Source organism: Pontibacter sp. YIM B11418, assembly GCF_059278805.1.
Genome location: NZ_JCAEMH010000007.1, coordinates 162877 through 183030, shown reverse-complemented (window position 1 = coordinate 183030; position 20154 = coordinate 162877). Strand labels below are relative to the sequence as shown.

Below are 20154 nucleotides of genomic sequence, written 5' to 3'. Positions count from 1 at the left end.
TTGCGCAAAACAACGGCCGGCAGCAGCACTTAGTTCAATGGTTAGGTCATCAAAAATAACGAATTTATTGTAACCCCTGCAACATTTAGGGGGCTTAAAATCCAGAGGTGGCGGCACTGCGAGCCAGCCCTTGGTTATACCTGAGTTATCTATAATTAAATGGATAATGCCGAATTAAATACAGGAAATTGGGCTTTGCGTGTTAATTTTACATCAAACACCTTTTACCATGATAGATATTCTGAAAAGCCTGCTGTTGAGTTTCATCGCTGTGGCTGTACTCCTGCCTGTGCTGCGCTATGCGCTGCGCCGGCTATCACCGGCAGGGCAGAAGGCTTCCATCAGCGCCGATGAGTCGCGCTACATGCAGAAGAAAGAATGGCAACTGACAATTGCCTACTTTGTTTTTGCCTCGGTGCTCTCCGTGTTCTTTGCAGGGGCGCTGGCCATGCTCGCCAGCATACTGCACCTATCCTCGGAGCACATGTTTGTGCTGACGCCCAATTTCAAGGCCTTCTTTGCGCCGGGCCTGCTGCTGGGTCTCACCACGGCGCTGCTGCCGTTGCGACTCTCACAAAGCACGCTCCTTAGCCAGGACCTGGACCTGTACAGACAATACCTGATCCAGCAGGAAGGGATTCGCTCCACCCGCATCTACCGCATCCTGTTTGTTATCATGCTGGGTATCTCGGTGGTGGTGCTTTGGTTTGCCATGCGCTGGCATGCGAACGTAGACGAAAACCAGGTGCAGTTGACCAACATGCTCAACCAGGAGCGCACCTACCCGCACAGCGCGATCGAGAGCATCCACTACCTGGGTGAGGAGGGCGGGTACCTCATCACGTTCGAAGACCAGACCATCCTGAACACATCTTACCTGAAGCCTGTACCGTTAGATTTGATTGCCCTTTTGTCCGACCGTTCAGGCAAGCGCGTGATCCGGTAAATAGGCAGGTATAGGCCATACCTTGATTATACCTGTACAGCGGCCGTGAAAGAATATTTTCGTAGTTTTGCCGGAGTTAAACTGATCCTTTAAACCTAAGTATAAACGATATGCAAGTTCGCGTAGAGAAAGACACGATGGGCCCGATTGAGGTGCCTGCCGACAAATACTGGGGCGCGCAGACACAGCGCTCAAAAGAAAACTTCACGATCGGTGGTCAGCAGATGCCGAAAGAGGTAATTGAGGCCTTCGCTATCCTGAAAAAATCGGCAGCGCAGGCCAACGCTGAGCTGGGTGTGCTGGCGCAGGACAAAGCCGACATCATCTCGCAGGTATGCGACGAGATCCTGGCTGGCAAGCTCGACGACCAGTTCCCGCTGGTGGTATGGCAGACAGGCTCAGGTACACAGTCGAACATGAACGTGAACGAAGTGGTAGCCAACCGTGCGCACGTAGTGCTGGGCGGCAACCTGATGGACGAGAAAAAGAAGATCCATCCGAACGATGACGTGAATAAGTCGCAGTCTTCGAATGATACCTTCCCGACAGCCATGCACATTGCCGCCTACAAGAAAGTGGTGGAGCACACGCTGCCCATGGTGAAGAAACTGCACGACACACTGCAGGCGAAGTCTGAGGAGTTTATGGATGTGGTGAAAATTGGCCGTACGCACCTGATGGACGCCACGCCACTGACACTGGGCCAGGAACTGTCTGGATACGTGAAGCAGCTGGAGTATGGTATGAAGGCGCTGAATAACACGCTGGACCACCTGAAAGACCTCGCGCTGGGCGGTTCTGCCGTAGGTACAGGCCTGAACACACCAGCTGGCTATGCAGAGCTGGTTGCTGAGAAGATATCCAAGTACGCTGGCCATGAGTTCCGTACGGCTCCCAATAAGTTCGAGGCACTTGCCGCGCATGACGCCATGGTAGAAACCTCCGGCGCCCTGAAGCAACTGGCTGTATCGCTGATGAAGATCGCCAACGACATCCGTTTGCTGGCCTCTGGTCCGCGCTCAGGTATAGCCGAGATCCTTATACCTGAAAACGAGCCGGGTTCCTCCATCATGCCAGGCAAAGTAAACCCAACACAGGCCGAGGCTATGACCATGGTATGCGCCCAGGTGATCGGCAACGACGTGGCAATCTCAGTTGGTGGCATGAACGGCCATTTCGAGCTGAACGTGTTTAAACCGGTGATGATCTACAACCTGCTGATGAGCGCCCAACTGATCGGTGATGCCTGCGACTCATTCGACAAGCATTGTGCTGTAGGTATAGAGCCGAACACGGCCCGCATTAAAGAGAACCTCGAGAATTCCCTGATGCTGGTAACGGCTCTGAACCCGCATATCGGTTACGATAATGCTGCCAAAATCGCGAAGAAAGCTCATAAAGAGGGCACTACCCTGCGTCAGGCGGCCATCGCACTCGAATTGCTGACAAACGAGCAGTACGACGAGTGGGTGAAGCCGGAAGATATGATCGGTAGCTTGAAGAAGTAAAAAATACATCTGACTTATAAAGAAAAAGCAGCTCCATTTGGGGCTGCTTTTTAGTTTTACAATGAGACCTCATATACTTTATACACCTATTCTTCTATAGCTACTATTAGTTTAAGGAAAAGTAGTTGCTGTTTAGGCTGCTTTTCGTGTTTTCTATCTTGTTTTGGTGCCTGTAGTTAAAAACATCATGTGCTTAGAACCCGTTCTGATTAAATTTGTAAACAAAACAGGTCTTGCTTTTAACAAACACCTTATAAGCGCTGTAGCTTAACTTTAATTATATAAACACTTATGGAAGTAAATGCTTCATTTTGGATTGGGTTCAACGTATTCGTGCTGCTTATGCTTGCCCTTGACCTGGGGGTTTTTAACCGGAAGGCACACGTAGTTTCTGTAAAAGAAGCCCTGACCTGGTCAGGCGTCTGGATCAGCCTTGCATTAACTTTTAACGGGCTTATTTATTACTGGTTTGGTGAGGCGAAAGCGGTAGAGTTTCTGACCGGTTACCTTATTGAAAAATCGCTGAGTGTAGACAATATCTTCGTGTTTGTGCTTGTTTTTGGTTATTTCGGTATACCTGCCATCTACCAGCACAAGATCCTGTTTTGGGGTATCCTCGGGGCGCTGGTCATGCGCGTGATCTTTATTTTCGCTGGCGTTGCCCTCATCGAGAAGTTTCACTGGACTATTTACATTTTTGGTGCCTTCCTGATCTATACCGGATACAAAATGTTTACGAATAAGGGCACGTCGATCGATCCGGAAAACAACCCTGTTATCAAGTTTTTCAGGAGGGTAATGCCGGTGACAAACCAATTACATGGCGACAAGTTCTTCGTAAAAGTCGACGGCAAGCGGCTTGCAACTCCTTTGTTCTTGGTACTGATACTGATCGAAACTACCGACCTGATCTTTGCTGTGGACAGCATTCCGGCCATACTTGCCATTACGCAGGACCAGTTCATCGTCTATACCTCTAACGTTTTCGCCATCCTGGGACTGCGTTCGCTGTATTTCGCCCTCGCCCACGTAGTAGACCGTTTTGTTTACCTGTCCTACGGTCTTGCCATCATACTGACATTTGTAGGCACGAAAATGCTACTGATCGATATTTTCAAGATCCCTACTTTCATATCCCTGCTGGTGATCGCTATCATCCTGATCTTTAGTATCGTTTTGTCTTTTGTGAAAACAAGGAAGGACAATCGAATGAACGGGCAGGGGATGTAGTGATGGTCCTTTCCTTCGGTTAGAAGGATGAAGCTGCCGTTTGATGGAAGCCTCACATTTTAGATGATACAACAGAAAAAGCAGCTCCGAGAGGGGCTGCTTTCTTATTTGGCTTTAAAGTACAATTTAATTCGTCCTAAAATAATTATCCGCCAAAATCTTATCTCCTGCATTTCTCAACATCTGGTTAAAGAAAATTATCGTTTTTAATCCAATCTCTTAAACAGTTCCGGAATAAGTCACGTATCCCAATCCAGAAGCTTCAAGTAAGCAATATACCCCTTCTTGTTACCTATTAACCCACATTCGACCAACTAGGGCGGATCTCAATGGCTGTGCATTAGTTTAATGCACGACGATTACCGCAGTACATAATGCAATTTTAATATTTTAATTCTTTAACCAATACATAGGTTTTTTTATTTTCTTTTTCACCCTGTTATTTTCCCTATGAAAACATTTAGTACAAAAACATTCGCCATTGCTTTCGCTTCCCTTTTTCTTTTCTCCTGTGAGCGCACCGACGAGCACGATGTTGTTGCGCCTATGGCTACTGCGCAAAGCGATAACCTGATCGGCTACGACCCGACAACCTGCAACCTGGTGCAGTCATTTGGTGAAGGCCCACTGCCCCGCACAGCTGACGTGATAGAAGAGGACGGTGCCGTCATGATTGTAAAGGCCCAGAAGAGAGGGCAAAATGGCAAGTATCTTCCGGAAACACCGGCACTGTTGCTCGACGCGCACGATCCGGCTACCGATCTCGTGAACTGGATGGATGCCAACATGCTGGCGATGAATGGCCTGCTAACAGTAGGTGATGGCACCGGTCAGAAAGCCAACCGCGAAGGCGGCCGCCTTGTGCTGGACTTCTCGCCCGTGAGCACGGTTACGATGAAGACCATGGTTTTCACGGATATTGCCGACGAGGACAAAGGCTCTAAAGTGGAGCTCTATAGCCGCAGCGGCCAGTTGCTGGAGCAGAAGGTAATCCCGACCGGAGAGAAAAACTCTACTGTAATCATGTCTTTTAACAATGTGCCTGGCGTAGCAAAAGCCATCGTGACTTTCGGAAATGAACGGAGCAAAGTAGGTTCTGGCGCTGTGGCACGTCTACAGCTGTGCATTGAGGGACAGGGACGCTACGATGACGCCCGCTATCAGGATGTGCATACCTTGTGGCTGGAATATACCGGAGAGAAACCTACCAATGTCACCGTAAAGTCGGTGCAGGAGGGGAACAGCGGCAACGTAGTTTTTGAAGCGAAAGGCATGAAACCGGGCACCGCGTTTAAGATCGCAGCTTCGGCGGCCAACGCATTCGGAGAGTCTCTGGAGATCAAAACACAGCGCGGCGAACAGCAGCTTATACCTGTCAATGCAGACCCTTCTGCGTCATTGAAGAAAGAATATGGCAGCTTCAGGGTAATAGAAGCCCGCTGCTCCGATTACCCGCTTAAGTTAAAGGAGTAGGATTGGAAATACATAAACAGGAAAGCAGCTCTGAAAGGGGCTGCTTTTTTTGTTTGCAACAGGTTCTAAATCTGTCTATCCCGAATCATTTAGGGTAATCCATCGTACTAAAAGTAATTTTATTTTCAATAATATTTGAAAGTTATGAAATAACCCATATCATTGTGTCATGGAATACAGCGAAGCAAAAGAGCGGTACATTGAAGCATGGGGTAGCCTGGGATCAAGTTGGGGGGTAAACCGCACCATGGCCCAGATACATGCGCTTTTAATGATCGCGACGGAGCCTCTCTCTACTGAGGAGATAATGGATGATCTCAAAATTTCCAGGGGCAATGCCAACATGAACATTCGGGCGCTGCTCGACTGGGGACTGGCAAAGAAAGTGCTGAAGCCGGGTGAGCGCAAAGAGTATTTCGTTACTGACAAAGACCCGATGGTGCTGGCTACTCAAGTGGCCAAGGAACGTAAGAAGCGAGAGCTTGACCCGATCATCAGATTGCTGGACGAGGTATCGGCTGTGCAGGGCGAGGGCAAAGAGGTGCAGGAGTTTAAAAAAGTGACGACAAATCTGAAGGGTTTTGCCAAGCAGGCTGATTCTGTGATCAATACTTTTATACAGTCTAACTCGAACTGGTTCTTCAAGATACTGGGTAAGATTACGCGCTAATTTTTTTTGCTGATATGTTTCAATAATTATTGAAAATACTGAATCATTATGAAGGCAGACCTGACCATCCTCGCTTATTCTATTTACCTCCCGATTGGGGTGTTTGTGACATACTGGGTAGGGAAGAGTCTGTACAAAAACGGCAGGATTTACCTGCAGCAGATTTTTCAGCAGAACGAACAGCTAATCGACCCCATCAACAAGGTGCTGCTCACGGGCTACTACCTGCTCAATGTGGGCTATGTGTTTGTGCTGATGGTGCAACAGTTGCCGATCTATACCTATGAGCATCTGATTGAAGTACTGAGCAGCCGGGTCGGTATCATTTTGATCTCACTAGGTGGCATTCACTTCTTCAACCTGACAGTGCTATACCTTATCAGCCGGAAAAATCAAATCACAAATAAACTATAAACCTTAAACAGACAAAGCCATGGAAAATGCATTAATGGTAAAAGGGTACCTGATCTATCTGCCAATCGCCTTATTGATGACTGTGCTGGTTGCCCGCACGCTCTTCAAAAACAGCCAGATCTTTATGCTGGATATTTTCAACGGCCGGGAAGAAATCGCCATAGCCACCAACAGACTCTTTGAGATCGGGTTCTACCTGATGAATATCGGAGCGGCCTTGATCATCCTGAAGATGAATGGAATCTTCACGCCGCAAGACCTGATCGAAGCTCTCAGCCACAAGTTAGGAGGCTTCTCTATCTACCTCGGCATCATGCTGTTCCTCAACCTATACCTGTTCTTCCGGGGCAAGCGGAAGGCGAAGGAGAAAGTGCAGGTCAGCGAAGTAAAAGCTTAAGCATTTTAGGTCTGAAGCAGCTCCGGCCGGGGCTGCTTCATTTTTGAGCCATTTATCAGAAAACTTATACCTGTAGCATAGCTAAAGCCTTCGAAAAATGAACAAGAGAAGTTTACACACCACACTCATAGCAATTGGTATACCCACAGCTTATGCAGTCGTTCTAAGGCTCCTGTTCGGGGTCGAGACGTGGGAGAAGTTGTTTTCTGTCATGACGGTTACCTTCCTGTTTTGCCTGCCAACGATTGTTGGCGCACTGACCGTATACCTGTCCGACGCAAGCAAAACAAGGAAAACCAGCTACAAAATACTTGCTCCCTGGATACCTGTCTTCCTGTTCTTTTTGATCACGCTTGTGCTGTCGTTAGAAGGCTGGGCATGCTGGCTGATGATACTTCCTGTATTTCTGATCGCTGCTTCGCTTGGTGGCTTAATAGGCAGCTACCTGAAAGCACGAAACACGAACAACAAACTCAGCATTTCTACCATTGTGCTGCTCCCTCTGCTGCTGTCTCCACTTGAGAGCATGATCGATTCTATACCCGGTACCTACAAAGCCTATACCTATATCGACATTGATGCACCGGCGGATAAGATCTGGCGCAACGTGACCAGAGTAACAGAGATTCCTGAGGCTGAAGACACCGGCTACCTGACCAGAACACTCGGTTTCCCGAGACCTGTAAAAGCAGAGCTGAATTATGAAGGGGTGGGTGCTTACCGGAAAGCAATCTTCACAAATGGCCTTGTCTTTCACGAAACGGTAACGGAATACCAGGACCAGCAGAAAATGGTATTCAACATCAAAGCACATCCACACGAAATCCCGTCTACCACACTGGACGAGCATGTGGTTATAGGAGGAGACTATTTTGATGTACTAAGCGGAACATACGAACTTGAGAAGTTGCCCAACGGCATGCACCGCCTGCACCTGTACAGCTATTTTAAGATGAACACAACTTTCAATTTCTATGCCGGACTGTGGGGAAAATGGATCATGCAGGACATTCAGAATAATATTCTGGAAATTGAAAAGCAGCGTTCGGAGAGTATATAACTTTACAGAAGGAGTAACGAAATAATAATCAGCAGCTATCAAACTCTAGATCAAAGATATGATGCCCCAACCCCTCACCAATAAACTATACTTGCTGGAGAAGTTCCCAGGCAAAGGCGGCTGGACCTATGCGGCTATACCCGAGATTCTACCTGACAAGCATACCTACTTCAACTGGGTCAGGGTGAAGGGCACTATTGATGGCTACGAAATAAAAGGTTGCCACCTGATGCCGATGGGAAATGGGCAGCTTATGCTGCCGGTGAGGGCGGAGATCAGGAAAAAGATAAAGAAGGAGGTCGGGGACTGGGTGCAGATAACCCTATACGCTGACAACACACCACAGGAAGTGCCCGAAGAATTGCTGCTCTGCCTCCAGGACGAGCCAGTTGCCTACGAGAAATTCCTGAAATTTACAGATGGCGAGCAGAAGGCCATTGTGGACTGGGTATATTCTGCTAAAACCGACGAAACCAAAGTGGAACGCATTGTCCGGACGATCCAAAAACTGCTGCGCAATCAGGAGCTGCACCAGCATTAGCGCTTAGCTTTGCAGCAGTGTAAATACTAATACCATCATGGAACATATCAGACTAACCGATACTTCGCATCATCGCTTTAATGAAGCCTGGGAACTGTACGAGCAGTCTTTTCCGCTAGAAGAGCGCCGCCCTTTACACTGGCAGCTCGACATTATGCCTCATGCCTGCTACCATTTCGAGCTCTTGGTGCAGGAGGATGCACTGGTAGGTATACTGCTTTGGTGGAGCTTTGAGGAAGTCCGCTTCATAGAGCACCTTGCCACGTCTCCGGCTTTGCGCGGCAGGGGCTACGGCAAACTTATACTAGAGGCCTTTGCAAGCCGCAATACAAAACCTGTGCTTTTAGAAGTGGAACCACCACATGAAGAAATACAGCAGCGCCGTGTTCGTTTTTATGAGAAAAGCGGCTTCACTCTGAATCATCACTTTTACCAACAGCCCCCTTACCACCCGGGGCAAGAGCCGCTTACCTTGCTGCTCATGTCTTACCCCGCTGCCATCTCTGCCGAAGCTGTAGCGCACTTTGTAAGCAATCGGCTCCCGCTTATTTACCGGCTAGCGGAGTAATACATCAGCAACTTACCTAGACACTTTTATTGCCCGTGCCTTTTTACCATATCCAGCTTGCTGCTCCAACCAATCACCTATAACTTTTAAAGCAGCAGGCGAGAAGGTTTCTTCTAAAGTATAGGGCTCATCGTAAGCGCCGGTAATAGAGGTTTGCATAAAATGATTGAGTTTTGGCAGGATCACCTCTGTAAAATTTGTATTGCCACCTGCTGCTAAACCAGCTTTTATACCTGCCAAGTTAGGTTCTGCAGGTGTTTGAGAGTCATTAATGCCAATAATAGCCAAAACAGGTGCTTTTACCTTGCGCAGGTAAGGCGCTGGATCAAAACGCAGATGATGGAAGTACCACGGATTTAGATAAGGCTCGATGTAGATACCACTGAAGCTAGTATCCGTGCTTATGTTTTCTTTATACCAGTTGTTAAAAGCTAATCTGGCAGTAGTAGGGTTAGAGGCAGCAACAATTGTTTCATAAGCCTTACTCTGGGCCATAACATCAGTGTCATTTTCAATCGCTTCATCTGAGAGCCCACGTTTTCTTAGCATGTTCCGATGTGTTAATTTTCGTAATTCTATTCCTTTAAGTCCAACACCTGCTAAAAGTATGGCACCCGCAATGGAAGGATCTTTCGCAGCCAGGATCTGTGCTACAAGAGATCCTTCGCTATGGCCTATCACATAGATCTCCTTAACCTTCAGCCTCTTTTCATTTCGTAATGCATTTACAGCAGCTATTGCATCCCTGGCAAAGTCTTCGGTAAAGTTCCCCCCAAAAACACCAGATGATTCTCCCACACCACGTTCATCGTAGCGCAGCACTGCAAAGCCTCGCTGGGTCAGTTCATCGGCCAATACCATAAATGTTTTATGATAGAACTGCTCACTGTCTCGGTTGTGGGGTCCTGAACCGGAAAGCAGTATTACCCCGGGAGCAGGCTTTTTGTCCTTCGGTGCTGTGATGGTTCCACGTAAAACGATGCCTGAATCTCCACCCTTAAATTCTACGGGCAGAACCGAATAGGAAAATGGAGCCTGTGGCGTTTGAGGTCGTTCAGGTCGAAGTAAATGTAGATCCGTCTCTTTTAAGATTAATGACGTTTTGAATCCAGCACTTGCTGCTGCGAACGTTCCTCGCATTTCGGTGCCGTCTCGCTTCAAAGTAATTTTGTAAGATGCCGCATGATCCGTGAAACGTAAGCGCAGACTATCACTTCCAGGTTCAACCTGTTCAGCCCGGAGATCGTGCAACCCGTTGGCAGGTATGGATAAGAGTGCCTTAGCAGTGGCTGCCACCTTTGGGCTAAATTCAACAATAAGTTTGATAGGTGCCGGTCCACCTAAATTCAGGTCACCTGCCCACGTGCCTACCGGGATCTGCTGGGCTAGCAGGTTAGGAGGGAAGTACAAAAGTGTACAAACGGCAACAAAGCAAACCAAGAATCTATGTAAGTGTGCTTTCATAAACAATTCGGATTAGGATGGTCTTTTTATATTCCAAAATACAAATATTAATGGGTAATCAAAATTAGCTGGCAATAAGAGGCCTTTGATTCTTACTTAATATTTATTGTCTGGATGAGCATATTAAACCCCATTCTACAGCATGCTGTCCAAAACTGCCCTTTAGTTGCCGCAGAACTAGCATCAGGTATAACCCTCAGGCACAACCATAAGTATGATTAAAAATGCTATCTGATGAAGGCACTATACCCTAAACCACTACTCCCATGGACAGACTTAAAAATAAAGTAGCCCTGATCACAGGCTCCGACTCCGGCATCGGACAGGCTACTGCAATAGAATTCGCCAAAGAAGGGGCGGATGTTGTAGTGACCTACCACACCGACAAAGAAGGCGCTGAAAAGACGCTAAGCGAAGTGAAAAAACAGGGCAGGAAAGGTATGGTGCTGCAGGTGGATATCAGTGATGAACAGGCGGTGGAAAAGCTTTTTGAGCAGGCCCTGAAAGAGCTTGGCTCCATCGATATACTTGTTAATAACGCAGCGGTAAATGGCTCTGGCATCAACGTAGCCGACATGGATACGGAAGTTTTCGACAGAACGATCAAGACCAATCTGTATGGTACCTTCTTCTGCTCACGCGCTTTTATCCGGCACCGCAAACAGCAGGGAGGCAAAGGCAAGATCGTCAATGTATCTTCGGTGCACGAGGAGATCGTGTCGGCGGGCACAGCTGACTACTGCGCCTCTAAAGCCGGCGTGCGCAACCTCACCCGCACCCTGGCGCTTGAACTGGCAGAAGATGGCATCAATGTAAACAACGTTTGCCCCGGCATGATCCTGACGCCCATGAACCAGGAGGCGATAGACGATAAGGAAAAACGGGAAGAGAGCGAACAAAACATACCTATGAAGCGGGCAGGCAAGCCTGAGGAAATCGCCAAAGTGGCGCTATTCCTGGCCTCGTCGGACGCTGACTATGTTACTGGTTCGAGCTACTTTATGGATGGTGGGCTGTCGCAGTACATGGGGCAAGGGGCATAGCCCGTAGCTTATACCTTCGCCATCCTGTCATAAATGCCCTTGTGGTGCGTTATTTGTATACCTTTGTATACACAAATCTATTACTATTAAGCTTATGAAAATCGCGAAAGACCCATCTGAATATAATAAACTGACACCAGACGAAGAGCGCATCATTGTGCGCAAAGGCACCGAATATCCGGGCACTGGTGAGTATAACAGCTTTAAGGGGGAGGGCGTATACCTGTGCCGCCGCTGCAATGCGCCGCTCTATACCTCCGAGTACAAGTTTGAATCGAATTGTGGCTGGCCAAGCTTTGATGACGAGATAACGGGCGCCGTGAAGCGTATACCTGATCCGGACGGACACCGCACCGAGATCGTTTGCGCCAACTGCGGCGGTCACTTAGGCCATGTGTTCGAGGGCGAGTATCTGACCCCTAAAAATGTACGCCACTGCGTCAATTCTCTCTCCATGAAATTTGTACCGGTCGAAGATCTTGAGAAGTAAATCACAGGTATAGCCGCAGGCACATGTTCAAACACAGGCAACAGGTATCGGCCAGAGACCGCGCGCATAGAAACGGCTCTTATGTCTGTACCTGCTGCGGCTTTGCGCTGTTCGAGGCGAGCAGGAAATTTGAGGTCGGATCTGGCTTTCCAAGCTTCTGGGAGCAGTTTGGCGACCATGTTATCCACAAGACGCTCAGCACGTATGGGCGGGAGCGCACGCAGCTGTTGTGCGGCAAATGCGATCAGCACCTGGGCCACCTCTTCGAAGATACACGCACGCCTACACAACTTCGCTACTGCATTAACCAGGCTGCCATCCAATTTGTAGAATAACCAGAGCGGGCTATGCCTTAACTTTATACCTGTCTGCACAGTAAATCACAGCAAAAACTAAATATCCTCACCCTGATAGATGCTAGCATGAGCCGACCCTCTTTTATCAGAAGCCGCTTAAACAGTTTCCGGTTTGCTTTCAATGGCCTATCGGCCGTGTTCCGATCCGAGCGCAATATGCAGCTGCATGTGCTGGCCAGCATCGTTGTGCTTGGCATGGCTTATGGCTTTGAGGTCACCCGGGTGGAGTGGTGCCTGCTCATTCTTTGCATTGGCATGGTGTGGGCGGCGGAGATCTTCAACACCTCCATTGAAACGCTCACCAACCTGGTATCGCCGGAGCATAACATCCTGGCAGGCAAAACCAAAGACCTGGCGGCCGGTGCAGTGCTGATGGCGGCTATTACTGCTGCGGTTGTTGGTTTGATCATCTTCATACCTTATTGGGTCGAGTACGTAAACACTGAATTGTAATTGCCGCAAATGGCAGGTACAGGTATAATGCTGCACTTGAATCGGTGTTTAGCCATAAATATCCTACCTTTGCGCTTCGTTTGAAAATTAACTGCTATGGCTGCACCAAAAATACCTGTGTGGGCACTTACACTATTGCTGATGACGACTTTTGTCAGTTGCCAGACAGCAGACAGTCCTACAAACTCCGGAGTGGAGCAGGAAAAGGCCGCTCCGACAGGCTGGCTAAGCGAGCTCATCCGGGAACTGGAGCAGGAAGGCGTAGCCAACCCACCGGCCAAGGTATACCGCTATACCTATAAGGAGCAGGAGGTCTACTATCTGACCAGCCGTTGCTGCGACATTCCCTCCAGGGTATACGATACCAATGGCAACCTGCTGTGCGAGCCTGAAGGCGGCATAACTGGCCAGGGCGACGGTCGCTGCGCGGATTTTTTGGATGCCAGGACAAACGAGACCTTGATTTGGGAAGATAAAAGAGAATATAATTGAGATGACTGGAAACGACGTATTAAAGAACCTTTCGGAATATAACATCTGGGCCAACCAGACGATGCTGCACGTATTCGATTCGCTGCCAGAGTTGCCCGCTAACGCAGCGCGCCTGTTTAGCCACGCGCTCAATGCGCAGGCCATCTGGATAGCCCGCATCACCGGCACCGAGAGCCCGGTGAAGGTATGGCAAGAGCACAGCCTCGAGGAACTGCACAAGCTGCACCAGTATGCTTCGTACAAAATAGCTGAACTGGTTTCTAACTCCGATGAGAACGAGTTTAACCGCCTGATCGACTACACCAACAGCCAGGGGCACAAGTATAGCACCCGCGTACTCGACATTCTGACCCACGCCTTCAACCATGCCACTTACCACCGCGCTCAGGTAGCCACTGACCTACGCAAGTGCGGCCATACCCCGCCCAACACCGATTACGTGACGTATGTGCGTGAGCTGATGGGGCAGGTATATTAATTGGTCGACAAAGGACTTTTAGATAAAAGATAATCAGACTTTAAATGAAAAAGGGAGCCCTTCACGATGAAAGGCTCCCTTTTTGTTTACTTTAGAGAATAAGACAAGCCAGGTATAGCTTGTTTCAGAAACTTATTTTGTTGGCAAATTAACCGTACCCAGGTCTTTAATCTGATCCTGTGAAACGCTGATGTTTGTCAGAGTCGTGTCGTTTACAGCACCTTCGGTATAGAACTTCACCGAATAGGTACCCGCTTTCACACCTTTGATCAGGAAATCGCCGTTTTCATTGGCAAAACCACCGATGGTGTCATTTTCAGCAGAAATCACATAAATACCTGGCTTAGCCTCAGCTGGCGTTACTCTGCCTTTTATACCACCCGCTATTGCCTGGGTAATGGTGCGAACTACTGGCTTCAGGTTATACTGTCCATTACCTCTCGCTACAACCGACTTGGCTGCATCAAAGTCCAGCAATACCACATAGGTCACATCTTCGCGCAGGTCGGCGTTCAGTTGTAACTTCACTCCTGAGGTTTGTCCACTTGGCGTTTTCAGACCAACCACATCGCCATTCTTAAGCTTAAGCGAGTTGTTCTCTCCCAGTACCAATCTGATCTGGGAAATAGTGCCCGCCGGCAGGTTAGCTGAAGCTAGTAGCGTATCGCGTCCGTTGGCGAAGTCAAGCAGGTTGTATATACCTGGGTTGATCTCATCAAGCGTTTGCCAGCCGCTTTCGCTGTCAGTATCCTCTTTGTGGATCTGCACAGAGCGGATGTCCACGTTTACCTCCTCATAGTCGCCGGGAGCGTCTGTCATGCGCACCTCCATACGGGCTGTGCCATTGCTGTCAGATTCACTGTCGCAGGAGCTGAACCACACAAGGCCACTCATCAGAAAAGGAATCAAGAATTTAGTTCTCATAGAATTTGCATTAAGTTTTAACCATTTCGGTGCTAAACAGCAACCATTATACGAGTAAACGGCATAAAGTTGCACAAAAGTATATAGCTATAAAAAAATATAGGCTACTAAGTTGTCTATAGCAGCCTATACTATGTTCTCAAGGCCTAAGCACTACTGCTGCACTTTAGTGGTATCAGGCTGCGCAGGTGGGGTAGCCGGTTTTGCCTTGGGTTTCAGGAAGTCCGTTATCTTATCTGTTGCCTGCTTTTTGATCTGCTTCTCAGCTTCCAGTCGCTTTTTCTCCAGTTCCTGGCGGGCCTTATCCTCGGCTTCCTGTCGGCGCCGATCAAGTTCGTTGCGCACGCTGTCCTGCACCTGTTGCTTCTTCTGCTCCAGCTGCATTTTGGCATTGTCCACTTTGCTCTTCACCACACTTTCTACCAAATCTTTGGCCTGGCCTTTGGCACTGCCACCCGCTAAGGCCACACGTGGTTCAGACAGTGTGCCGCCAATGTTCAGGTTCAGGGTAATGCGATCCGAAGTTTTCAGGGCCTCGTTGCCAATCAGACTGCCCAGTCGGGTGTTCAGCTCACGGCCTATCTTGCCGGCAGGCACATTGAGCGCGGTTACATAGTCGATATTGCCGTTCACGTTATTGGAACCACCCACTGTCATTTGTATATCGCCTACTTTCATGTCAAACGGGCGGATAACGAGGCTGCCATCTATGATCTGGGCATCGATGCGCTTGTTCTGGATCACAAAGTTTTGCAGCTCTTCAAAATGAGTGAGCCTGCTGATCTGGTCCACGATCTTCACATTGCTTACGGCAGCTTTCACCACATCGATTATACCTGATCCGTCCAGTGTCTTGAAAATCGGGATCATGTCTTGACCTATCTCTCCATTAAAGTTAAACTTAGTGGAGAAGGTCCCGTCGAGCAGACCTGCAATAGGGGCAACTACTTTAATGGTATTAAAAGCATTGAAGGCCTCTTTAAAACTTAGGTTCTGTACGTCAAGCTTCATGTCAAATAGCGGCTGCTTCAGGCTCTGAGTGTTGTAGCTACCACTGGCTACAAAAGCGCCGCCCAGCGTATTGAATTTCACAGCCTCTAACCGGGCTACTTTGTCCTTCACGAGCACGCGGCCATCCACATTGTTAAGCTTCAGGTTGTCATAAAGCACCTGCTTCGCATCTACATGCAGGGTGATGTCCAGGTTCTCCGGTACCGGCACTACGCCCTCAGCCTCGGCTGTGGCATCTGTGGTTTGCCCGGTGTTTTCGTCCACCATCCACTCGTTCACATTAAAGGTATTGGAGCTCAGGTTGAAGTTACCGCGCAGCGACTGGTTTTCGGCCAGGGCATACCCGATGTAGTTCGACACCGAGCCGCTGGCTTTGAAGTCGCTTTGGCCCAGGAAGCCGTTCATGTTGTTAAGTTGAATGCGCTCGTTGTTGAACACGGCGTCAGCACTGCTGATTTTCAGGCCTTGTGGCAGGTCGGTGCTCACAAAGTTCAGGTTCTTGATTCCCATGGTGCCGTTTGCCGTCACGTTGCCATACTTCTCAGCTTCGATATCCGACATTTTGCCTTTGGCTGCCACGTTGGCATTGATGCGGCCGGTTACGGTCATACCTTCCTGAGGGAAAATCTTAGTAAGTTTCTCCAGATCCAGTATACCTTTTATCTGGCCATCGAAAGCAGGACTCTCTATACCTTGCACCAGCATGCGGCCCTCCAGCGGTTCGCCGTCCAGGGTCATGTTGAAGCGCTCTACATTAATACGAGTGTCGTCGGTGTTGCCTGTCTTGTTGAGGATGTTCACTACAGCATTCAGGTTCTGGATAGGAGCGGGGAAGTCCTTTGACTTCACATAGCCATTGGTCAGGCGCATGTCGGCGTCGATTACCGGCATACTCTTTTCGCTGTAAGTGCCCTTTGCATCGGCGTCTACTTTCAGCAGACCACGCAGCGTCATACCTTCCACGGGAAACACCTTGGTTACTTCGTCCAGGTCGATGTTGGCCTTTACGTTACCGTCGACCTGCATCACTTCTATACCTTTCACCAGCACGCGGGCATCAATCGGGTTCTTACCCATGTCCATGTGGAACTTGCGCACATCTACCACCGTGTTTTCCATGTTGCCATCCGGATTGTCGATGCGCATGTCTACGTTGATGTTGCGGGCGGCCTGCGGCAGGTCTGGGTACTTGAACATACCTTCGCTCACTTTTAGCTCTGTGCCGAAGCCCGGCATCAGGGTGTCGTTGAAACGCCCCTTCACATAGCCGTCAAAACTCAGGTTACCTTCCGTCTTGATGTCCTTAAAATCTTCTTTGAACATACCCGGCACCACAGAAAGCACACTTCTGAAGTCGGTGTCAGCCGCCTTAAAGGTCAGGTCGAGGTCAATGTCTTCTTCGGGCATCAAAATGGTACCGGCAAATTGTACCGGCAGTTCATTGATACGGATGTGGTTGTCTTTAAAGGTAAAGAGGAACTTGTCGAGGTCCATTGCCATGGTCACGTCAGCGTCCAACACGGCGTTTTCGATGTAGTTTGCGCCGTCGTAGGTCATCACAAAGCGGTCGGCGGTGGTCTGCGATTTCATATCAAAGATGCTCTTCTCAAAGTCGCCGCTGCCAGTGTGCTGCACGTTGTAGGCCGCCATCCCGAATGGAATGCTCAGGTCGTCGTAGAACAGGGTGCCGTTGGTGATATCCCATTGCTTTATCGCCATCCGGAAGTCGCTGGCTGCTGTGTCGGCTTCAGCGGTTGTGGTGGTATCGGAGATGAAAATGTCCCAGTTTGCCTTGCCGCTCTTGAGCACGAGCAAACGAATGGTCGGGTCATCGAGTTTGATGCTGTTCACCTTAACCCGGTTACCCGTAATGACACTCATCAGGTCAAGGCCCATTCTGAAAGAAGGGACCTTCGCCAGCGTATCGGTTGCAAAGGAATCCTGACCAACAACCAGCAGGTTCTCCACCCCCAGCGACATGTTCGGGAAATCCCGGAAAAGGGAAAGGCTTACATCATCTGTCGCATACACAACGGAGGCATTGATATTCTTGGCGATCTCTTTGTCCAGGGCCTGTTTAATTTTATCTTTGAAGAGCAGGGGCACTAAGGCCGCGAAAGCCAACAACACTGCTAAGAAGACAAAAAAACCGATAACTACTTTTTTCATATAGGTGGTTGCGTTTAGTAAAAGCTAAGCTATATAATTTTATAGCGAAAACCATGCAGAAATTATACAAGCTCTGTAGCAATAACCGTTCAGGAGTACTGAAAGTATGCATATAGGCCTCACGAAATTATTTTTTTGCCTGATGATATGCCTCTGCGGCCTGCAAGCAACAGGGCAAGATGCGCATTTTACGCAACAGTACGCCAACCGGCTATACCTGAACCCTGCCTTTAGCGGACTGGGCCGCGACTGGAGTGTGGCCGTTGCCCACCGCAACCAGTGGCCTTCGCTCAACGGATCCTTCATCACCAACCAGCTCTCAGCCGACTATCGTTTTGAGGGCACTAAAAGTGCAATTGGGATGGTACTGCAGCAAGACTGCGCCGGTATTGGCGGATTACAAAAACTGCAGGCCGCCCTGGCCTACGCCTACCACACCCGCCTCACCGAAAACCTGGCTCTCGCTGCAGGCCTACAAACCACTGTTGCCTCGCTACGTGTCAATTACGATAACCTGGTGTTTGGCGACCAGCTCTCTGACTACGGCCAAACTGCCCTCACTTCAGCCGAGTCCGGCCAGTTCGATCCTACTAATTATGTAAGCTTTGCCGTGGGGAGCATCTTGTACAATAACAATTTCTGGACAGGGCTCAACGTATCGCACCTCAACCAGCCAAACTATGGCTTTGATAAGACGACTCGCCTGCCTCTGCGGTTTGTGGCGAATGCCGGGTATAAGTTTTACCTTAGCACTGGCCTGAGGCGCAGCAATGCCGAGTTTAGCGTAAGCCCGGCCCTGAATCTTACCTATCAGCAAAATTTTAGCCGTGTTGATTTAGCCATGTATACTATCTATTCGCCTTTGGCGTTAGGAGTAATATATAAAGGAGTCCCTGTAACGGGTGCCGAGCAGGATCAGAGCTTAGGTATAATTGCAGGCGTGAGCCTCAACAGGCTCCGTATCGGCTTCAGCCACGACGTGGGAGTGAAGGGTTTTGGCAGGCAGGCGGGAGGGGCGAATGAAATTTCGCTCGTTTTTGAACAACTTAACTTAAATAATTTGTTCACAGGCCGTCGATCGTCCAAAATAAACCATAACATTGTTTGTCCGGCATTCTGAATTTAGTTATAATTGCACGTTAAATTACATTAAAAGAACCTTATCATTAGTAGGTCCTAATCTATGAAGCTTATTAAGTATGTATCTGCCGTTGTAGTAGGAGGGGCTCTCCTTGCATCATGTGGCAAAGGTGGCGGCTATCCAACTAGCACTGACCCAGGCGATTACAGCTCGGCCACGGGTATTGAATACAACGAGGACGAAACTGCGTTTCAGGTAAACGATTACGAGGATTTCCCTCAGGCACCGGGTCTTGTATTTATTGAAGGTGGCCGTACCACGCTGGGCTCTATGGAGGAGGACATCGCCATGACCCGCGACAATATCGAGCGCACGGTAACGGTAGCTTCTTTTTACATGGACGAAACTGAGGTGGCTAACATCCACTGGCTGGAGTACCTGCACTACCTGAAGCGTGACTCTATACCTGAGGTATACGTAGCTGCTCTTCCGGACACGACTGTATGGTCCCGTCAACTTTCTTTCAACGACCCTTACGTGACGTATTATCTGCGTTACCCTGGTTTCCGTTTCTTCCCGGTGGTAGGTGTTAGCTGGCTACAGGCCAATGACTATTGCACCTGGCGCACGGCTAAGGTAAACGAGAACCTGGCCAAAGAAGCAACCAGCGGCAGTACCAAGCGAAAAGGCCTTTTCGGTAGAAACCGTACAGAGGAAGCAACTGAGGCAACTGCCCTTTCTATCGAGTCTGGCTATGTGTTGCCGAACTACCGCCTCCCAACAGAGGCTGAGTGGGAGTACGCTGCCCAGGCTTTGATCGGTACCCAGTACAACGAAGACGAAAACCAGAACAACAGAAGACTATACCCTTGGGATGGCCACCAGCTGCGTAACCCGCACGGCAAGAAAATGGGTCAGTTCCTGGCTAACTTCAAGCGCGGACGTGGTGACTATGCCGGTGTAGCTGGCTCACTCAACGACGGTGCCATGATTACGGACTACATCTACGCTTATCCGCCAAACGACTTCGGTCTGTACAACATGGCTGGTAACGTGAACGAATGGGTACAGGACGTTTACCGCCCACTTTCATTCCAGGATGTAGAAGATCTGAACCCATTCCGCAGAGACGGCTACCAGGACGAAGCTGAAAACTATGACACAGCAGAAGGTTTCCATTCACTGATCAGCAACGAAGTACGCGTTTTCAAAGGAGGTTCATGGAAAGATGTAGCTTACTGGCTGTCTCCAGGCACCAGAAGATTCATGGCGCAGGATTCATCTACAGCAACAATCGGTTTCCGTTGCGCGATGATCAACGCTGGATCTAACAGATAAGAACTAACAGTTAATACTATATTTTAAAGAGCCCGGGATTTACCCGGG

Annotated in this window: 21 protein-coding genes; 18 read left to right on the top strand and 3 right to left on the bottom strand. The window is 49.0% G+C overall.

Going from position 1 to position 20154, the window contains the following annotated elements; genetic code table 11:
* Positions 1–229: 229 nt before the first annotated feature.
* From AC4QZR_RS17585 to AC4QZR_RS17540, 10 genes are all read left to right on the top strand, one after another.
* Positions 230–946, top strand: coding sequence for a hypothetical protein (locus AC4QZR_RS17585; protein ID WP_494482094.1), 717 nt, complete (start codon positions 230–232; stop codon positions 944–946).
* Positions 947–1056: 110 nt separating this feature from the next.
* Complete coding sequence (gene fumC, locus AC4QZR_RS17580) at positions 1057–2454, top strand: class II fumarate hydratase (RefSeq protein ID WP_253401530.1); 1398 nt, start codon at positions 1057–1059, stop codon at positions 2452–2454.
* A gap of 291 nt (positions 2455–2745) precedes the next feature.
* On the top strand, positions 2746–3684 hold the full coding sequence (locus AC4QZR_RS17575) for a TerC family protein (RefSeq protein ID WP_253401527.1): 939 nt from the start codon (positions 2746–2748) through the stop codon (positions 3682–3684).
* A 450-nt stretch (positions 3685–4134) separates the two neighbouring features.
* Positions 4135–5157, top strand: coding sequence for a hypothetical protein (locus tag AC4QZR_RS17570; RefSeq protein WP_494482093.1), 1023 nt, complete (start codon positions 4135–4137; stop codon positions 5155–5157).
* Between the two features lie 169 nt (positions 5158–5326).
* Positions 5327–5827 (top strand): GbsR/MarR family transcriptional regulator, encoded by a 501-nt coding sequence (locus tag AC4QZR_RS17565; protein ID WP_494482092.1) that lies wholly within the window; start codon positions 5327–5329, stop codon positions 5825–5827.
* A gap of 48 nt (positions 5828–5875) precedes the next feature.
* Positions 5876–6241, top strand: coding sequence for a hypothetical protein (locus tag AC4QZR_RS17560; RefSeq protein WP_494482091.1), 366 nt, complete (start codon positions 5876–5878; stop codon positions 6239–6241).
* Between the two features lie 19 nt (positions 6242–6260).
* Positions 6261–6638, top strand: a complete 378-nt coding sequence (locus AC4QZR_RS17555) for a hypothetical protein (protein WP_494482090.1) — start codon at positions 6261–6263, stop codon at positions 6636–6638.
* 97 nt (positions 6639–6735) lie between these two features.
* Positions 6736–7698, top strand: coding sequence for an SRPBCC family protein (locus AC4QZR_RS17550; protein ID WP_494482089.1), 963 nt, complete (start codon positions 6736–6738; stop codon positions 7696–7698).
* A gap of 58 nt (positions 7699–7756) precedes the next feature.
* Complete coding sequence (locus tag AC4QZR_RS17545; protein WP_494482088.1) at positions 7757–8239, top strand: YdeI/OmpD-associated family protein; 483 nt, start codon at positions 7757–7759, stop codon at positions 8237–8239.
* A 37-nt stretch (positions 8240–8276) separates the two neighbouring features.
* Positions 8277–8807 carry a GNAT family N-acetyltransferase gene (locus AC4QZR_RS17540; protein WP_494482087.1) on the top strand — a complete coding sequence of 177 codons (531 nt, stop codon included), beginning with the start codon at positions 8277–8279 and terminating at the stop codon, positions 8805–8807.
* Positions 8808–8819: 12 nt separating this feature from the next.
* Here AC4QZR_RS17540 and AC4QZR_RS17535 read toward each other — a convergent pair whose 3' ends face one another.
* Positions 8820–10271, bottom strand: a complete 1452-nt coding sequence (locus tag AC4QZR_RS17535) for an alpha/beta hydrolase family protein (RefSeq protein WP_494482086.1) — start codon at positions 10269–10271, stop codon at positions 8820–8822.
* 266 nt (positions 10272–10537) lie between these two features.
* Between AC4QZR_RS17535 and AC4QZR_RS17530 the strand changes: the two genes are divergently transcribed.
* The 6 genes from AC4QZR_RS17530 to AC4QZR_RS17505 all read left to right on the top strand — a co-directional run bounded on the left by AC4QZR_RS17530 (position 10538) and on the right by AC4QZR_RS17505 (position 13583).
* Positions 10538–11314 carry an SDR family NAD(P)-dependent oxidoreductase gene (locus AC4QZR_RS17530; protein WP_494482085.1) on the top strand — a complete coding sequence of 259 codons (777 nt, stop codon included), beginning with the start codon at positions 10538–10540 and terminating at the stop codon, positions 11312–11314.
* A gap of 94 nt (positions 11315–11408) precedes the next feature.
* Positions 11409–11804 carry a methionine-R-sulfoxide reductase gene (locus tag AC4QZR_RS17525; protein ID WP_494482084.1) on the top strand — a complete coding sequence of 132 codons (396 nt, stop codon included), beginning with the start codon at positions 11409–11411 and terminating at the stop codon, positions 11802–11804.
* Between the two features lie 23 nt (positions 11805–11827).
* Positions 11828–12139 carry a peptide-methionine (R)-S-oxide reductase gene (locus AC4QZR_RS17520; RefSeq protein WP_494482083.1) on the top strand — a complete coding sequence of 104 codons (312 nt, stop codon included), beginning with the start codon at positions 11828–11830 and terminating at the stop codon, positions 12137–12139.
* An 87-nt stretch (positions 12140–12226) separates the two neighbouring features.
* Positions 12227–12613 carry a diacylglycerol kinase family protein gene (locus tag AC4QZR_RS17515; RefSeq protein ID WP_494482082.1) on the top strand — a complete coding sequence of 129 codons (387 nt, stop codon included), beginning with the start codon at positions 12227–12229 and terminating at the stop codon, positions 12611–12613.
* Positions 12614–12709: 96 nt separating this feature from the next.
* Complete coding sequence (locus AC4QZR_RS17510; RefSeq protein ID WP_494482081.1) at positions 12710–13105, top strand: DUF6970 domain-containing protein; 396 nt, start codon at positions 12710–12712, stop codon at positions 13103–13105.
* Between the two features lies 1 nt (position 13106).
* The gene (locus tag AC4QZR_RS17505; protein ID WP_494482080.1) at positions 13107–13583 is read left to right on the top strand and encodes a DinB family protein; all 477 of its coding nucleotides are present in this window, start codon (positions 13107–13109) and stop codon (positions 13581–13583) included.
* 132 nt (positions 13584–13715) lie between these two features.
* Here AC4QZR_RS17505 and AC4QZR_RS17500 read toward each other — a convergent pair whose 3' ends face one another.
* Positions 13716–14507: a DUF4382 domain-containing protein gene (locus tag AC4QZR_RS17500; protein ID WP_494482079.1), complete on the bottom strand. Its 792-nt coding sequence runs from the start codon at positions 14505–14507 to the stop codon at positions 13716–13718.
* 153 nt (positions 14508–14660) lie between these two features.
* Positions 14661–17687: an AsmA family protein gene (locus AC4QZR_RS17495; protein WP_494482078.1), complete on the bottom strand. Its 3027-nt coding sequence runs from the start codon at positions 17685–17687 to the stop codon at positions 14661–14663.
* 106 nt (positions 17688–17793) lie between these two features.
* Here AC4QZR_RS17495 and AC4QZR_RS17490 point away from each other — a divergent pair, with 106 nt between their 5' ends.
* Complete coding sequence (locus tag AC4QZR_RS17490; RefSeq protein ID WP_494482077.1) at positions 17794–18807, top strand: PorP/SprF family type IX secretion system membrane protein; 1014 nt, start codon at positions 17794–17796, stop codon at positions 18805–18807.
* Positions 18808–18870: 63 nt separating this feature from the next.
* The gene (gene gldJ, locus AC4QZR_RS17485) at positions 18871–20106 is read left to right on the top strand and encodes a gliding motility lipoprotein GldJ (RefSeq protein WP_494482076.1); all 1236 of its coding nucleotides are present in this window, start codon (positions 18871–18873) and stop codon (positions 20104–20106) included.
* Positions 20107–20154: the final 48 nt, after the last annotated feature.

Bases quoted from the DNA above. Each gene is read 5' to 3' on its own strand.
- AC4QZR_RS17530 (WP_494482085.1), top strand. From the start codon at position 10,538: ATGGACAGACTTAAAAATAAAGTAGCCCTGATCACAGGCTCCGACTCC.
- AC4QZR_RS17555 (WP_494482090.1), top strand. From the start codon at position 6,261: ATGGAAAATGCATTAATGGTAAAAGGGTACCTGATCTATCTGCCAATC.
- AC4QZR_RS17535 (WP_494482086.1), bottom strand. From the start codon at position 10,271: ATGAAAGCACACTTACATAGATTCTTGGTTTGCTTTGTTGCCGTTTGT.
- AC4QZR_RS17525 (WP_494482084.1), top strand. From the start codon at position 11,409: ATGAAAATCGCGAAAGACCCATCTGAATATAATAAACTGACACCAGAC.
- AC4QZR_RS17575 (WP_253401527.1), top strand. From the start codon at position 2,746: ATGGAAGTAAATGCTTCATTTTGGATTGGGTTCAACGTATTCGTGCTG.
- AC4QZR_RS17550 (WP_494482089.1), top strand. From the start codon at position 6,736: ATGAACAAGAGAAGTTTACACACCACACTCATAGCAATTGGTATACCC.
- fumC (WP_253401530.1), top strand. From the start codon at position 1,057: ATGCAAGTTCGCGTAGAGAAAGACACGATGGGCCCGATTGAGGTGCCT.
- gldJ (WP_494482076.1), top strand. From the start codon at position 18,871: ATGAAGCTTATTAAGTATGTATCTGCCGTTGTAGTAGGAGGGGCTCTC.
- AC4QZR_RS17540 (WP_494482087.1), top strand. From the start codon at position 8,277: ATGGAACATATCAGACTAACCGATACTTCGCATCATCGCTTTAATGAA.
- AC4QZR_RS17560 (WP_494482091.1), top strand. From the start codon at position 5,876: ATGAAGGCAGACCTGACCATCCTCGCTTATTCTATTTACCTCCCGATT.
- AC4QZR_RS17545 (WP_494482088.1), top strand. From the start codon at position 7,757: ATGATGCCCCAACCCCTCACCAATAAACTATACTTGCTGGAGAAGTTC.
- AC4QZR_RS17520 (WP_494482083.1), top strand. From the start codon at position 11,828: ATGTTCAAACACAGGCAACAGGTATCGGCCAGAGACCGCGCGCATAGA.
- AC4QZR_RS17500 (WP_494482079.1), bottom strand. From the start codon at position 14,507: ATGAGAACTAAATTCTTGATTCCTTTTCTGATGAGTGGCCTTGTGTGG.
- AC4QZR_RS17585 (WP_494482094.1), top strand. From the start codon at position 230: ATGATAGATATTCTGAAAAGCCTGCTGTTGAGTTTCATCGCTGTGGCT.
- AC4QZR_RS17570 (WP_494482093.1), top strand. From the start codon at position 4,135: ATGAAAACATTTAGTACAAAAACATTCGCCATTGCTTTCGCTTCCCTT.
- AC4QZR_RS17565 (WP_494482092.1), top strand. From the start codon at position 5,327: ATGGAATACAGCGAAGCAAAAGAGCGGTACATTGAAGCATGGGGTAGC.
- AC4QZR_RS17505 (WP_494482080.1), top strand. From the start codon at position 13,107: ATGACTGGAAACGACGTATTAAAGAACCTTTCGGAATATAACATCTGG.
- AC4QZR_RS17490 (WP_494482077.1), top strand. From the start codon at position 17,794: ATGCATATAGGCCTCACGAAATTATTTTTTTGCCTGATGATATGCCTC.
- AC4QZR_RS17515 (WP_494482082.1), top strand. From the start codon at position 12,227: ATGAGCCGACCCTCTTTTATCAGAAGCCGCTTAAACAGTTTCCGGTTT.
- AC4QZR_RS17510 (WP_494482081.1), top strand. From the start codon at position 12,710: ATGGCTGCACCAAAAATACCTGTGTGGGCACTTACACTATTGCTGATG.
- AC4QZR_RS17495 (WP_494482078.1), bottom strand. From the start codon at position 17,687: ATGAAAAAAGTAGTTATCGGTTTTTTTGTCTTCTTAGCAGTGTTGTTG.